Origin of the sequence: Rhodopseudomonas pentothenatexigens, assembly GCF_900218015.1 — a bacterium.
In the GTDB taxonomy this organism is placed as follows: domain Bacteria; phylum Pseudomonadota; class Alphaproteobacteria; order Rhizobiales; family Xanthobacteraceae; genus Rhodopseudomonas; species Rhodopseudomonas pentothenatexigens.
In genome coordinates this window covers 155,806-169,380 of record NZ_UFQQ01000013.1, presented here as the reverse complement: position 1 = coordinate 169,380, position 13,575 = coordinate 155,806, and the positions used below count along the sequence as shown (strand labels likewise).

Sequence of the window (13,575 nt, the reverse complement as noted above, 5' to 3'; positions counted from 1 at the left end):
TGTGAATGTTCATCCGGTCCCTCCCTGGATACTGAAGCATCGCAACCTCAGCATCCCCGGTCCGGACCGGATGGACAACCTAATGAAAGCTCACAGCTAGCGTCCCTGGCCGATCCCGATGCTCGCAACGCCCTCCGTCCACAGCCTGGCGCTGTTGCTGCTGCTGAGCTTTTTTCTCGGCTTTGCCTTCGAGGACTTCTTCGAGCAGCGCAAATCCGCGCGGCCGGGCGGCGTCCGCACCTTCCCGCTGCTGTCGCTCGGCGGCGGCGTGCTGTACTGGCTCGATCCGACCCGTCTGGTCGCCTTCACCGGCGGGCTGCTGGTGCTCGGCATCTGGCTGTCGATCTTCTACACCGTCCACCTGCGTGAGCGCGACGACCAGGGGGAGCGCAACGCCGGGCTGGTGGTGCTGCTGCTCAACATCCACGCCTACCTGCTCGGCGCGGTGACGCTGGCACTGCCGCACTGGGTCGCGGTCGGCGTCACCGTGACGGCGGTGATGCTGCTGACCAGCCGGGACTGGCTGCACCGGCTGGTGCGCAAGATCGACGCCCGCGAGATCACCACCGCGGCGCAATTTCTGATTCTCAGCGGCGTGGTGCTGCCGCTGCTGCCGGCCGAGCCGGTGACCTCGCTGACCAGCATCACGCCGCGCCAGGCGTGGCTGGCCCTGACCCTGATATCGGCGCTGTCCTATGCCAGCTATCTGGCGCAGCGCTATTGGCACCATGCCGCGCGGGCGCTGTGGATGCCGGCGCTGGGCGGACTGTATTCGTCGACCGCCACCACGGTGGTGCTGGCGCGCCAGGCCCGCTCCGACGCGTTCTCCCGCCGCGACGCGCTGGCCGGGATCACGCTGGCGACCGGCGTGATGTATCTGCGGGTGCTGGCAACGATCGCGGTGTTCAACCTGCCGCTGGCGCAGCAGCTCGCGCCGCCGATGATCGGGCTCGCCGCCGCCGCCATGGCGATCGCCACCCTGCAATACGTCCTCAGCGCGGCTCCGACCGGCGAGACGGTGGCGCCTGCGCAGAACGACAATCCGCTCGAACTCGGCTCGGCCGCGGTGTTCGCGGCGCTGTTCGTGGCGATCTCGCTGGCCTCGACCTGGGTGAAGAGCGAATTCGGCACCCAGGGCATCTATTGGCTGGCGGCGATCGTCGGTTTCGCCGACATCGACCCGTTCGTTCTCAATCTGGCGCAGGGCGGCACCGCCGGGCTCGGCGCGCATGCGGTGTCGATCGCGATCCTGATCGCGACCTCGTCGAACAACGTGCTGAAGGCGGCCTATGCGATCGCATTCGGCGGAAGGCGGACCTGGCCGAGCGCGGTCGTGCTGGTCGCGCTGGCGATCGGCGGCATCGCGCTGGCAGGCTGGCTGGCTTTGGCGACCTGAGTCCCCGGCAAAGCGCCTAGCTTCCCTTCAGCATCGACAGCAGCGAGTTGGTCGCCTTGTAGCTCTGCACCGCGTTGTCGCGGAACGTCGGCGTCCAGTTGGTCGCCGTGCGCTCCTCGGCGCTCATGCCCGCATAGGCGTTGAGCAGGCCGAGGCTGAAATCCGCCGGGTTGCCTGAGGTCTGGCTCTGCTTCAGCGCGGTGAGGATGCTGGCGCGGTTGCGGCTGTCGAGTTCGCGCTTGGCGGCGAACACTTCTTCCTTGGAGAACAGATCGTCCTTGTTGAGCGAGATCGCCGACAGCGCGCGATTGTCGAGCACCGACAGATCGGCCTGCTGGCCGGTCTTGCGCGCCGGATCGTACACCAGCAGCTTGCCGGCGGCGGTCGCCTGCTTGGCCTGATCGTCGAGCGCGGCGCGGGCCTGCTTGGCGACGCTGCCGAAATCCTGGGTCGTGGTGGTGCTGCCGGACGGATAGCGCGCCAGATAGGCGGCGACCGGGTCATTGCTGATGCCGGTCGGGATCTTCGACGGATCGCTCTGCGTCGCCGCCAGACCCTTGGTGATCGCGGCGCGCTCGGCCTGCCAGGTCGCGGTCGCCTTCTCTTCGCTGGAGGCGCCGTCGAGATAGCTGGCGGCGGCTTTGTACACGGTGCTGTAGTCGCCGATCAGCTTGGCGGTCTGCGTCGCCGGCGACAGCGCGGCATTGAACTGCGCGATCCGGTTGGTCGCCGCCAGCGTCTGCTCGGCGTCGGTGAACCGGCCGCCGGCGTTGGAGGCGATCGCGAACAGCGCCCGGCGGTCGAGCGTCGACAGGTCGATCGTCGGCTTGCCGCTGGCGTCGTAGGGCGCGGAGACGTTCGCCGCCTTGTACAGCTTGTCGATCGCGGCCCGGCTGTCGCTGATCGCCGCGGAGTAATCCTTGGAAGAGCCGCCGGCGAGCTGTGCCCGCGCCGCCGCCGACAGCGTCAGCTGGGTCGCCGCGTTGCTGGCGCTCGGCAGCACCTCGTCGCTGCCCGCGTTCAGGATGCTGGCCAGCGAGGTCTGGGTGCCCGCGGTCCGCGCATAGGCGGCGCCGTATTGCTGCGCGTAATTGGTCAACCCGTTGGTGATGCTGGTCATGGCAGGACGCCCCGCAGCCGAAAAACGAACGGTTAAGGAACCGTTACCGGCCGCCAACCTGTCAGGACATGGTTAACGCGCGGTTAATTGTTTCGCGATGTTGCCGATCGGTGCAGCTGTTGAGGGGATGCGGGGCTTCCCTCCACCGTCATTCCGGGATGCGTGCGACAGCACGCAGACCCGGAATCTCGCAGTTATCGCAAAGGGTGACGCCGCGAGACGCGAGGCGGGTGCCGTGCGCGACCACATCGGATTCCGGGTTCGCTCGCTGACGCGAGCGCCCCGGAATGACGCAGCGGTTAGTCCTGGATCTTCGAGAAGTCCGCCACCGCGCGGGTCGCGGCGCGGATTTCGTTCAGCAGCTTCAGGCGGTTTTCGCGCACGGCCTTGTCGTCGGCGTTGACCGTGACCTTGTCGAAGAACGCATCGACCGCCGGCCGAAGCCCGGCCATCGCGCTCATCGCCGCGGCGAAGTCTTCCTTGGCGACTACAGCGCCGGCATCCGCCTTGGCGCGGTCGATCGCAGCCGCCAGCGCCTTCTCCTCGTCCTGCGCGTACAGCGCCGCATCCGGCGCACCGTCGAAGGCGCGGCCGTCCTTCTTCTCCTCGATGCGCAGAATGTTGGCGGCGCGCTTGGTGCCGGCCAAGAGATTCTTGCCGTCGTCGGTGGCGAGGAACGCCGCCAGCGCCTCGACGCGGCGGACGATCATCAGGATATCGTCCTGGCCTTCGAGCGCGAACACCGCGTCGACGAGGTCATGACGGGCGCCCTGCTCGCGGAGTTGAACTTTGAGGCGGTCGGCGAAGAAAGAAAGGAGGCTGTCCGCGAGAGTGGACGTATGCCACCTCTCACCGCGCATGCCTCGCTCAGCCATTGCAGCAGCAAGTTTTTCTGCCACACCCTCTGGGATATTCATCACCTTTTCCGGATGCGCGACCAATTCCAAGAATGCATCAAAACGAAATCCGCCCTCTTGGGAGAGCTTCTCGACGGCGGCTACGTCTGAGTACACTTCCTTCGCTGTCTCATGATCCTGCTTTATTGCGCTCAAAATGCGCTGGTAAGCTGATTGCTCTTCGATTTCGAGATCGAACATTCGACGAACCAATACGACGTCGGCGAGTTTGATCCGCAGGTCGTTCTCCAAGACCAGCCTAATCACCCCCAGCGCCGCACGCCTCAGAGCATACGGGTCCTTGCTTCCCGTCGGCTTCTCATCGATCGCCCAGAACCCGACCAGCGTGTCGAGCTTATCGGCGAGCGCCACCGCGATGCTGACCGGATCGGTCGGGACGCGGTCGTTCGGGCCTTGCGGCTTGTAGTGCTCCTCGCAGGCGGCGGCGACGGACGCGTCCTCGCCCTGGGCGAGCGCGTAGTACTTGCCCATGAGGCCCTGCAGCTCGGGAAATTCGCCGACGACCTCGGTCAGCAGGTCCACCTTGCACAACCGCGCAGCGCGCTTGGTTTTTTCGACATCGGCGCCGACCAGCGGCGCGATTTCGGCGGCGAGGCGTTCGATGCGGGCGATGCGTTCAGCCTGGGTGCCGAGCTTTTCGTGGAACACGATCTGATCGAACTTCGGCAGCCGGTCTTCGAGCTTGGTCTTCAGATCGGTATCGTAGAAGAACTTCGCATCGCTGAGCCGCGCGCGGATCACGCGCTCGTTGCCGGCGGTGATGGCGGCGCCGCCGTCGCTGGCTTCGATATTCGCGGTCAGGATGAACTTGTTGGCGAGTTTGCCGGTCGCAGGATCGGCGACCACGAAGCACTTCTGGTTGGCGCGGATGGTGGCGCGGATCACTTCGTCGGGGATCGACAGGAAGTCCTCGTCGAACGAGCCCATCAACGGCACCGGCCATTCCACCAGGCCGGAGACTTCGTCGAGCAGGCCAGCATCCTCGACCAGTTCGTAGTTCTGCGCCTGCGCCAGCGTTTTCGCGTCGGCCAGGATGATGTCCTTGCGCCGGGCTGAATCGAGCACGACCTTGGCGGCGGCCAGCTTGGCCTCGTAGTCCTCGAAGCGTCGCACCTGGAACGCATCCGGCGCCATGAAGCGATGGCCGCGCGTGGTCTGCCCGGCTTCGATGCCGTCGACGGTGAAATGCACCACGTCGGGTTCTTCGGTTTCGATCCCGAAGGTGGCGACGATCGAATGCAGCGGCCGCACCCATTGCAGCGCGCCGGGCTTGGCCGAGCGCTCGCCCCAGCGCATCGATTTCGGCCACGGGAAGGTGCGGACGATCACCGGCAGAATCTCGGCCAGCACCTCGATCGCCGGCCGGCCCGGCTTCTCGATCAGCGCGACGTAGAAATCACCCTTCTTCGGATCGCGCTGGATCTTGGCCTCGTCCAGCGAAGCGAGCCCGGTGGCCTTGAGGAAGCCCTGCACCGCCGCATCCGGCGCGCCGACCTTCGGCCCCTTGCGCTCGTCCTTGAGATCCGGCTGCCGCGCCGGAATGCCGTGCACCGTCAGCGTCAGCCGCCGCGGCGTCGCGAACGCCTTGGCGCCCTCGTAGACGAGACCTTCCGCGACCAGTCTGTCGGTGACCAGCCGCTTCAGATCATCAGCAGCCTTCCCCTGCATCCGCGCCGGGATTTCTTCGGAGAACAGTTCGAGGAGGAGATCGGGCATTATTTGTCCTCCCCACGCACGGCTTCACCCTCCCCTGGAGGGGGAGGGTCGCCTGCCGCAGGCAGGCGGGGTGGGGTGACAGCGGTGGCGTTGTAGATGGCGTCCATCACGGCGTCGGTCTTGCTCATCACATCATTGTTCCAAAATCGGATCACCCGGTAGCCTTCCGACTGCAGCCATTTCGTTCGCACCTCGTCGCGCTTCAGGCCGTCTTCGTTGCCGTGCTGCGATCCATCAACCTCGATGATCAGTCGCTTCGCGAGGCAGGCGAAATCGGCGATGTACGGTCCGATCACCACCTGCCGTCTGAAGTGACTTCCTTCCACATTCATTTGTCGCAAACGCCGCCACAGGATGTCTTCGGCAGCAGTGCCGTTCGTCCGCAGTTTGTTTGCGGTGACGCGCTTGAAGTCGCTGATTGGACGCTTGACCATGTCGCAACCGCTGTCACCCCACCCCGCTCGCTTTCAGCGAGCGACCCTCCCCCTCCAGGGGAGGGTGAAGAAAGATCGCTCTTAATCCGCCCGTCCCGCTTCGGTATGCACCCAGGCTTCGCCGCAAGCTTTCGCCAGCTCGCGGACGCGGAGGATGTAGCTTTGACGTTCGGTGACGGAGATCACGCCGCGGGCGTCGAGCAGGTTGAAGACGTGGCTGGCCTTGATGCACTGGTCGTAGGCCGGCAGCGCCATGGCGTGGGCTTCCCGCTTGGCGCCGTCGGCGGACATCACCCAGCCGGCGTCGAGATATTTCCTGCAGGCGGCCTCCGCCATCTTGAACTGCTCGAACAGCATCTCGGTGTCGGCGACCTCGAAATTGTGCTTCGAGTATTCCTTCTCGGCCTGCAGAAAGACGTCGCCGTAGGTGACCTTGTCGGCACCGTCGCGGCCGTTGAAGTTGAGGTCGTAGACCCGGTCGATGCCCTGGACGTACATCGCCAGCCGCTCGAGGCCGTAGGTCAGTTCGCCGGCGACCGGCGCGCATTCGACGCCGGCGACCTGCTGGAAGTAGGTGAACTGCGAGACTTCCATGCCGTCGCACCAGCACTCCCAGCCAAGCCCCCAGGCGCCCAGCGTCGGGCTCTCCCAGTCGTCCTCGACGAAGCGGATGTCGTGCAGCGCGCTGTCGACGCCGATCGCGGCGAGCGATTGCAGATACAGGTCCTGGATGTTCGGCGGCGACGGCTTCAGGATCACCTGGAACTGATAGTAGTGCTGCAGCCGGTTCGGGTTCTCGCCGTAGCGGCCGTCCTTCGGCCGCCGCGACGGCTGCACATAGGCGGCGTTCCAGCGCTTCGGGCCGAGCGCCCGCAGCGTGGTGGCCGGATGGAAGGTGCCGGCGCCGACTTCCATGTCGTAGGGCTGAAGGATGACGCAGCCGTAATCGGCCCAGAAGCGCTGCAGCGTCAGGATCAGGCCCTGGAACGAACGTTCCGGGCGCATGTGCGGAGGCGTCGGGTCCATGATTCGGCTTTGGATTCGCGAGGATTTTTGGAAAAGCGGCCGGACCGTATCGGCCGCGCCCCGGCAAATCAAGGCGATGGACGGGCCAAATCGCCAGTTAACGGGAGCTTAACCCTGCGGCCAATGCTGCCGCCCCGGCCGCAGCCCGGCGGTGAAATCCGTCAGCAATTCCAAGGAAAATCCTCGCCGGCCGGACGGCCGACGCTTCAACCTGGACGATACGCGCCGGTCACCGGATCGGGCCGCAGCGTCGGCAGCGTCGCCCGGTCGACCTCGGCGAACACCGTGGCGCGGGCGACTTCCAGCTCCTGATTGACACGCCCGGCGGTACGGAATGCCCAGCGCACCATCGCGATGCCGATCAGACTTCCAGCCAATACGAGCAGCGGCGGCATCGTCCAACCTCTCTCTGAGTCGCGTCACGCCCCTGTTGCATCTTCGCTCAGTGGGCGTTCACTCGCAACTCACGCTGGCGGGACCAAATGGCGCGGCCCCGCCACCGAAGGCATCTCTCAAAAGCCGTATTTGGCCCAGATCGCCCGGGTTTCCAGCGCCGTGATCATCGATTCGGGCAGCGCCGCGACGCCGTCGAGCGCAGCTTCCGCCCCGCCGGATTTACGCGTCAGATTGGCGAGCAGACCGGTCGGCGGCGAGATCAGCGGGGTGCGGACCGTATCGCCGAACTTGCCGCGCAGCACCGCGCGCAGGTCGCCGATCGAATCGGCGAGGCCGAGCGACACCGAGGTGGCGCCGGCCCAGTACTCGCCGGTGAACAATTGCGACTCCTCACCCTTCAGCCGGGCGCCGCGGCTCTCCTTGACCAGCGCGATGAACAGCGCGTGGATTTCCTGTTGCAGCACCTTCAGCCGGGCGACCTCCTGCGGGTCTTCGGGCAGGAACGGATCGAGCTGCGCCTTGCGCTCCCCGGCGGTGTAGAGCCGGCGCTCGACGCCGATCTTCCTGATCATTTCCTGAAAGCCGAAGCCGCCGCCGACCACGCCGATCGAGCCGAGGATCGACGACGGGTCGCAATAGATCTCGTCCGCCGCGCAGGCGATCATGTAGCCGCCGGACGCCGCGACGTCCTCGACGAACGCGTAGACCGGCAGCTTCTTCTCGGCGGCGAGCGCGCGGATGCGCAGATAGATCAGCCGCGACTGCACCGGCGAGCCGCCCGGCGAATTGATCGCCAGCGCCACCGCCTTGGCGTTGCGGGTGGAGAACGCGCGGTCGAGCAGCTTGGCGACACCGGCCAGCGTCAGGCCCGGCCGCAGCGGCGTCACCGCACCGATCGTGCCCGACAGGCGGACCACCGGCACCACCGGAATGTCCCGCCGAAATCGCGCCGGAATCCAGTTGGCGAAACCAGCAAGCCAGCCCTGCTCGCTGCGACCGCTGACCGCAGCCTCGCTCATCGCTTCATCCTATTGTCGACCATCGCGGCTATCACCATTTGGTAGGTATGGAACGTGTTTTGCAACGCAGGCTTCATATAGGGACGAGGCTGCAACGACGCAGCGGAGGGACCGATGAAAATTTACCTGCTGATGCTGTTGATCGGAGCGATTTTGACGGCCGTTCACCTCACCAGGGCGCCCGCCAAGCACAACGAGCCGCAACCGCAGTGAGCCGAACCGAGCAGTTTTTGCCCAGCCGCTGATCAGGACTGCGCCAGCGGCAGAATTTGCTCCCCCGCCAGCACCGCCCGGGCGACCGGGTTCGGGTGCCCGGACAGGTCGTTCAGCAGCAGACTTGGTAGCAGGACCAGTGGCGCGCGTCCCCCTTTGGTCGCCCGGACCAGGATACGGATCGCCGGCTTGTCGGGATTGCCGTGCACCGGCTGCACCATCACGCTGCCGAAGCCACGACCGAGCACTCCCAGCACATCGGCAAGCCCGTCCGCCCGCCAGATCAGCGTCAGCGTGCCGCCCGACTTCAGCAGCCGCCGCGCCGCATGAACCCAGGCCTCAAGCGTCGTCCCGGTTGCCAGATGCGCCATCTGCCGTGCCGGATCGGGCGAGCCGCGATGCCGGGCAGCATCGTGAAACGGCGGATTCATCAGCACCACGTCGGCGCTGTCGGGACCAAGCCCGGCCGCTGCGAAGGCCTCGGCCGGGCCGGTAACATCGAGACAGACGATATCCGTCACCAGCCCGTTCAGGCGGGCATTGTCACGAGCGACCGCAGCAAGAGCCGGGTCGATCTCGACCAGCACTGCCGCAATCCCCTCGACGCGACGCGCCACCGCCAGTCCAGCGGCTCCGACGCCACTGCCGAACTCGACCACCCGTTCGCCCGGTCTCGCGCGGGTCGAGGCTGCCAGCAGGACGGCATCATGACCGGCGCGATGACCGGTAGCAAATTGCCGCAGCCGCAACCGGCCACCGAGAAAGCCGTCCTCGGTGACGCTCCGCTCCGCCGCGCCGGCCGTTTCAGCCATCGGGGGTGAGCTCGTGCGCCAAGCCGGCGTCGGTCAACAGCCGGCGCGCCGCCGCGAGATCGTCGTCAGGCACCAGGATCCGGCGCGGAATCACCCCGAGAGAGCCTTCGAGAATGCTCATGTTTTGGTCCAGCACCAAATGGTCGATCCCGGCACCGTCCAGCAGCGCGCCTACCGCCGAAAGCAGTACCGCGTCGTTGGTCCTCAGCAGTTGTCGCAACCTTGCCTCTCCTGTCATCCCTGCATTATAGCTCGCGCTGACCGTTGCGGGGGTCGATCGCCTCGTTGCAGGGTCGTTCCCGTGCTATACAGGAACCGCAATGAGGCGCGGAATGGTCGAGCCGGCCGGCGCCTCGGTGAGGACCAAGGCGCGGATGGCGCGAGCAGCTTCGCCGCATCCGCCCCCGGAATTTGGAGACCCAGCGTGGCCGTGATCGTACCCTTCGAGGGCCCCTCGACCGCCTCGATCGACCAGTTGGTCGAACTCGTCGCGGCGGACATGGAGCGGGTCAACGCCACCATCCTGTCGCGCACCGGCTCCGACGTCACCATGATTCCGGAAGTCGCCAATCATCTGATCTCGTCCGGCGGCAAGCGGCTGCGGCCGATGCTCACCTTGGCGATGGCGAACCTCACCGGCTACACCGGCGACGGCCACATCAAGCTCGCCGCCGCGGTCGAATTCATGCACACCGCGACGCTGCTGCACGACGACGTGGTCGACGAGAGCGAGATGCGCCGCGGCAAGAAGTCGGCGCGGATGCTGTGGGGTAACGAGGCCAGCGTGCTGGTCGGCGACTTCCTGCTCGGCCAGGCGTTCCGGATGATGGTGGAGGTCGGCAGCTTGCGCGCGCTCGACATCCTGTCGTCGGCCTCCGCCACCATCGCCGAGGGCGAGGTGATGCAGCTCGCCGCCGCCAAGAACACCGCGACCACCGAGGACGAATATCTGGCGGTGATCCGCGGCAAGACCGCCGAGCTGTTCGCCGCGGCCTGCGAGGTCGGCCCGGCGATCGCCAACCGGCCGAAGCCGGAGCAGTCGGCCTGCCGCTCGTTCGGCATGAACATCGGCATCGCCTTCCAGCTGATCGACGACGTGCTCGACTACGGCGGCAAGGCCGCCAAGCTCGGCAAGAACGTCGGCGACGACTTCCGCGAGGGCAAGATCACCCTGCCGGTGGTGCTGGCGTTCCGCCGCGGCAACGACGCCGAGCGCGAGTTCTGGATCAAGTCGCTGGAGCGCGGCGAGATTTCCGACGCCGACCTCGATCAGGCGATCAAGCTGATGACCAAGCATCGCGCGCTCGACGACACCATCCAGCGGGCCCATCACTACGGCGCGATGGCGGTCGATGCGCTGGCGCTGTTCCCGTCCTCTCCGATGAAGACGGCGCTGGAGCAGGTGGTAGCGTTCTGCCTGGCGCGCTCGCACTGAGCCTGCCCCATGCACCGTCATTCCGGACGCCGCGCAGCGGCGATCCGGAATGCCGAGATGTTCTGAACTGCGAGATCCCGCGGTTCGCGCTGGGCGCGCCCTGGGGTGACCGCCGCTGAAGCGGCCGTCAGCTCAAGCTGCCGGCGTGGACCCACCAGCCGGGCTGGGCGGCACGGAGCGCGGCGGCGGCGGCGCGGGCCGAGGCGTCATCGCCATACAGTGCAAAGCAGGTCGCGCCCGAGCCCGACATCCGCGCGAGCTGCACGCCGGCGGTCGCGCGCAGCGCCTCCAGCACGGTGCCGACCACCGGCTCGACTTTCAGCGCCGGCCTTTCGAGGTCGTTGGTGCCGGCCTCGAGCGCCGCGACCCACTCGGCAAGTGGCGCGCCGGCTTTGGGCCAGACTGGAGCCGCGAGTACGTCGGTGGCGCCGACCGTCAGCGATCCGGGCTTCAACCCGAGGGCGGTGAATACATCCTTGGTGGCCACCGGCACCCGCGGATTGACCATCACGGTCGGCAGCCGCGGCAGCGGCAGCGGCGCCAGCTTTTCGCCGACCCCGGTCATCACGCAGGCCTTGGACGGCAGGCAGACCGGCACGTCAGCTCCGGTCAGCCGCGCCGCCTCGACCAGACGCGGATCGTCGGCCGCCAGATCGTTGGCACGGGCGAGCAGCCGCAGCGCCGCGGCGGCGTCGGCCGAACCGCCGCCGATCCCGGCCGCGACCGGCAGATGCTTGTCGAGGGTGAAGGCGCCGGTGGTCAGGTTCGGCACCCGCTCGCCGAGCAGCCGCGCCGCCTTCAGCACCAGATTATCGGCGCTGTCGCCACAATCCTGCGCGCCGGGGCCGGTCGTCGCGAGGCTCAGCGCGGGGCCGGGCTGCAGCTTCAGGCGATCGGCGCAATCGGCGAACGCCACCACGCTTTCGAGCTCGTGGTAGCCATCGGGACGGCGGCCGACCACACGCAACGTCAGATTTACTTTGGCGCGCGCCTCGTCGCGCAGGCTCATCGCAGACCCGTCACTCACTGAAAATTCTCCCCGGAGCGCGGTTCTGATCTAATCCGGACCGAAGCTCCACCCCGCTTTTAGGAGCGTCCGCGCGATCGCGCCGCGACGCTTCAGCCGCCCTTGCCGTCTTCTTTCTTCTTGTCTGCGGAGGCGGCCGCCGGCTTGTCGTCGTCGGGCAGACCACCGGCGATCTTGGCCTCGATCTTCGGCAACTCCTCCGGATCGGGCTTGAGGTCGCGCGCATGCGCCCATTGAAAGCGCGCCTCGAGCGTACGCCCGACGCGCCAATAGGCGTCACCGAGATGATCGTTGATGGTCGGGTCTTCCGGCTTCAGCTCGATCGCCCGTTCCAGCGTCTTCACCGCGTTCTCGTAGTCGCCGATGCGGTAGTATGCCCAGCCGAGCGAGTCGACGATGTAGCCGTCATCGGGACGCTGATCGACCGCGCGCTTGATCATGGTCATCGCCTCGTCGAGGTTGATGCCCTGATCGATCCAGGAATAGCCGAGATAGTTGAGGACGTGCGGCTGGTCCGGCTGCATCTGCAGCGCCTTTTTCAGGTCGACCTCGGCCTTGGCCCACTGCTTGGAGCGCTCCTCGCAGATACCGCGGAAGTAGTAATACACCCAGGCGTTCTTTTCCGAGCCGGTGAGCGCATCGATGCCCCTGGAATAGGTGCCGGCGCAGTCGGCGAACTTCTTGCGGCCGCGCTCGATGTTGCCGAGCGCCATGATCGCTTCTATGTCTTTGCCGTCCTCGGAGATCACCCCTTTGAGGATATTGATCGCTTCTTCGCTGCGGTCCGAAGCGTCGAGATTGGTGGCGAGCTGGATCTGGGCGTTGCGCTTCAACGGCGAAGCCGCCGGCACCCGCTCGTACACCTTGATCGCCATCTGCGGCTTCTTCACCGACTCGTAGAGATCGCCGAGCGCCAGCAGCGCCAGCGCGTGGTTGGGTTCGAGGTAGAGAGCGAGCTGCAGATAGACCAGCGCCAGATCCTCGCCGCCGCGACGGGTCAGTGAGGCGCCGATGCCGTAAAGCGCCTCCGCAGCGCCGGCCTGCGGGCTGTCGACCAGCGGCGGCAGCTTTTTGCCCGCCTTGACCTCGCGGATGCCGTCTTCGATCAGCGGGTGACGGGGCAGCTTCTTGTCGAACGCCTGATAGACGGCGAGCGCCTCGGCCTCGCTCTTGTTGCGCGACAGCCAGCGCGCATAGGACTCGACCACGCGCAGCGCCGAATCGTCGAGCTTGTAGGCGCGCTCCAGCCGTTCGCCGGCATCCTTCTGACGATTGGCCAGTTCCAGCATCATGCCGGAATGCAGGTCCTTGAAGATCGGATACCACTCCGGTCCGGCGAGCTTGTCGATGCTGCCGACCGCGCCCTTGACGTCGCCGGCACCGTACATCGACCAACCGGAAATCAAGGTGGCGACCAGATCGGTGATCGGGCCGCGCACCGACTGGTTCACGTTACGAACCGCGGCGGAATATTTCTTGGTCTTCAGATCGCGAATGCCGATCACCAGCCGCGCAACCCGATTGGACTTGTCGATCTTCAGCACGCGATCGGCGAGCTTGACCGCCTCATCGATATCACCCTCGGCGAGCGAGGAGATGAAGGCGCGATCGAGCAATTCATTATTTTTCGGATCGGTGCGGAGCGCGGAGCGATAGAACGCCGCCGCTGAAGCCGCGTCGCGCTCGATGCTGGCGTGGCGTGCGGCCAGATAGCTGCCCGCGGTGGTCATCGACCGCAGATCCTCGCTGGTCGGAAACTGCGCCCCGCTGTCGGCGGGATGATCCGGGGTCTGCGCCAGCGCCTGTCCGGCGATCGGCATCGCCACCAGCGTGAGGGCAACGGCCAGCGATCGACGGATTCGAAGGGAAAGCATCAAGGTTGCCTAGCTCCAGGAAGAGGCTCGTTGGCCCGGCCGCCGAGCCGGCAGCATCGCATCGACAATGCCGCGTTTGGCGCTCAACCGCAAGGATAGGACCGCTGGCGCACGACGCCGCGGCCCCCGCACGCGCCGCGGCGGATGGGCTGATTGAGACGGTGGCAACATGGCAGGATCGTGACCAGGC

General features: G+C 66.4%; 12 protein-coding genes. 2 read left to right on the top strand and 10 right to left on the bottom strand.

What is annotated here, in order from left to right:
* Positions 1–118 precede the first annotated feature (118 nt).
* Positions 119–1,396 (top strand): MgtC/SapB family protein, encoded by a 1,278-nt coding sequence (locus tag DWA33_RS14370; protein ID WP_114358753.1) that lies wholly within the window; start codon positions 119–121, stop codon positions 1,394–1,396.
* A gap of 16 nt (positions 1,397–1,412) precedes the next feature.
* Here DWA33_RS14370 and DWA33_RS14365 read toward each other — a convergent pair whose 3' ends face one another.
* From DWA33_RS14365 to DWA33_RS14330, 8 genes are all read right to left on the bottom strand, one after another.
* Positions 1,413–2,516, bottom strand: coding sequence for a hypothetical protein (locus DWA33_RS14365; RefSeq protein ID WP_114358752.1), 1,104 nt, complete (start codon positions 2,514–2,516; stop codon positions 1,413–1,415).
* A gap of 299 nt (positions 2,517–2,815) precedes the next feature.
* Complete coding sequence (glyS, locus tag DWA33_RS14360) at positions 2,816–5,149, bottom strand: glycine--tRNA ligase subunit beta (RefSeq protein ID WP_114358751.1); 2,334 nt, start codon at positions 5,147–5,149, stop codon at positions 2,816–2,818.
* Positions 5,149–5,583 carry an endonuclease domain-containing protein gene (locus DWA33_RS14355; protein WP_114358750.1) on the bottom strand — a complete coding sequence of 145 codons (435 nt, stop codon included), beginning with the start codon at positions 5,581–5,583 and terminating at the stop codon, positions 5,149–5,151. The genes glyS and DWA33_RS14355 overlap by 1 nt, the downstream gene beginning before the upstream one ends.
* Positions 5,584–5,664: 81 nt before the next feature.
* On the bottom strand, positions 5,665–6,609 hold the full coding sequence (locus tag DWA33_RS14350; protein ID WP_114358749.1) for a glycine--tRNA ligase subunit alpha: 945 nt from the start codon (positions 6,607–6,609) through the stop codon (positions 5,665–5,667).
* A gap of 206 nt (positions 6,610–6,815) precedes the next feature.
* Positions 6,816–7,004, bottom strand: coding sequence for a DUF4234 domain-containing protein (locus DWA33_RS14345; protein WP_114358748.1), 189 nt, complete (start codon positions 7,002–7,004; stop codon positions 6,816–6,818).
* A gap of 117 nt (positions 7,005–7,121) precedes the next feature.
* The gene (locus DWA33_RS14340) at positions 7,122–8,024 is read right to left on the bottom strand and encodes a S49 family peptidase (protein ID WP_114358747.1); all 903 of its coding nucleotides are present in this window, start codon (positions 8,022–8,024) and stop codon (positions 7,122–7,124) included.
* Between the two features lie 245 nt (positions 8,025–8,269).
* Positions 8,270–9,049, bottom strand: coding sequence for a tRNA1(Val) (adenine(37)-N6)-methyltransferase (locus DWA33_RS14335; protein ID WP_114358746.1), 780 nt, complete (start codon positions 9,047–9,049; stop codon positions 8,270–8,272).
* Positions 9,042–9,269, bottom strand: coding sequence for a putative signal transducing protein (locus tag DWA33_RS14330; protein WP_114358745.1), 228 nt, complete (start codon positions 9,267–9,269; stop codon positions 9,042–9,044). The genes DWA33_RS14335 and DWA33_RS14330 overlap by 8 nt, the downstream gene beginning before the upstream one ends.
* A gap of 204 nt (positions 9,270–9,473) precedes the next feature.
* On the opposite strand from DWA33_RS14330, the gene DWA33_RS14325 reads away from it, so the two are divergent.
* Positions 9,474–10,484: a polyprenyl synthetase family protein gene (locus DWA33_RS14325; RefSeq protein WP_011156573.1), complete on the top strand. Its 1,011-nt coding sequence runs from the start codon at positions 9,474–9,476 to the stop codon at positions 10,482–10,484.
* 127 nt (positions 10,485–10,611) lie between these two features.
* On the opposite strand, the gene DWA33_RS14320 is transcribed toward DWA33_RS14325, so the two are convergent.
* On the bottom strand, positions 10,612–11,493 hold the full coding sequence (locus tag DWA33_RS14320) for a 4-(cytidine 5'-diphospho)-2-C-methyl-D-erythritol kinase (RefSeq protein ID WP_181902414.1): 882 nt from the start codon (positions 11,491–11,493) through the stop codon (positions 10,612–10,614).
* 110 nt (positions 11,494–11,603) lie between these two features.
* Positions 11,604–13,385, bottom strand: coding sequence for a tetratricopeptide repeat protein (locus DWA33_RS14315; protein WP_114358743.1), 1,782 nt, complete (start codon positions 13,383–13,385; stop codon positions 11,604–11,606).
* Between the last annotated feature and the right edge of the window lie 190 nt (positions 13,386–13,575).

What these genes read in the sequence shown, in the direction of transcription:
- DWA33_RS14370 (WP_114358753.1), top strand. Translation starts at nt 119, where the DNA reads ATGCTCGCAACGCCCTCCGTCCACAGCCTGGCGCTGTTGCTGCTGCTG.
- DWA33_RS14365 (WP_114358752.1), bottom strand. Translation starts at nt 2,516, where the DNA reads ATGACCAGCATCACCAACGGGTTGACCAATTACGCGCAGCAATACGGC.
- glyS (WP_114358751.1), bottom strand. Translation starts at nt 5,149, where the DNA reads ATGCCCGATCTCCTCCTCGAACTGTTCTCCGAAGAAATCCCGGCGCGG.
- DWA33_RS14355 (WP_114358750.1), bottom strand. Translation starts at nt 5,583, where the DNA reads ATGGTCAAGCGTCCAATCAGCGACTTCAAGCGCGTCACCGCAAACAAA.
- DWA33_RS14350 (WP_114358749.1), bottom strand. Translation starts at nt 6,609, where the DNA reads ATGGACCCGACGCCTCCGCACATGCGCCCGGAACGTTCGTTCCAGGGC.
- DWA33_RS14345 (WP_114358748.1), bottom strand. Translation starts at nt 7,004, where the DNA reads ATGCCGCCGCTGCTCGTATTGGCTGGAAGTCTGATCGGCATCGCGATG.
- DWA33_RS14340 (WP_114358747.1), bottom strand. Translation starts at nt 8,024, where the DNA reads ATGAGCGAGGCTGCGGTCAGCGGTCGCAGCGAGCAGGGCTGGCTTGCT.
- DWA33_RS14335 (WP_114358746.1), bottom strand. Translation starts at nt 9,049, where the DNA reads ATGGCTGAAACGGCCGGCGCGGCGGAGCGGAGCGTCACCGAGGACGGC.
- DWA33_RS14320 (WP_181902414.1), bottom strand. Translation starts at nt 11,493, where the DNA reads ATGAGCCTGCGCGACGAGGCGCGCGCCAAAGTAAATCTGACGTTGCGT.
- DWA33_RS14315 (WP_114358743.1), bottom strand. Translation starts at nt 13,385, where the DNA reads ATGCTTTCCCTTCGAATCCGTCGATCGCTGGCCGTTGCCCTCACGCTG.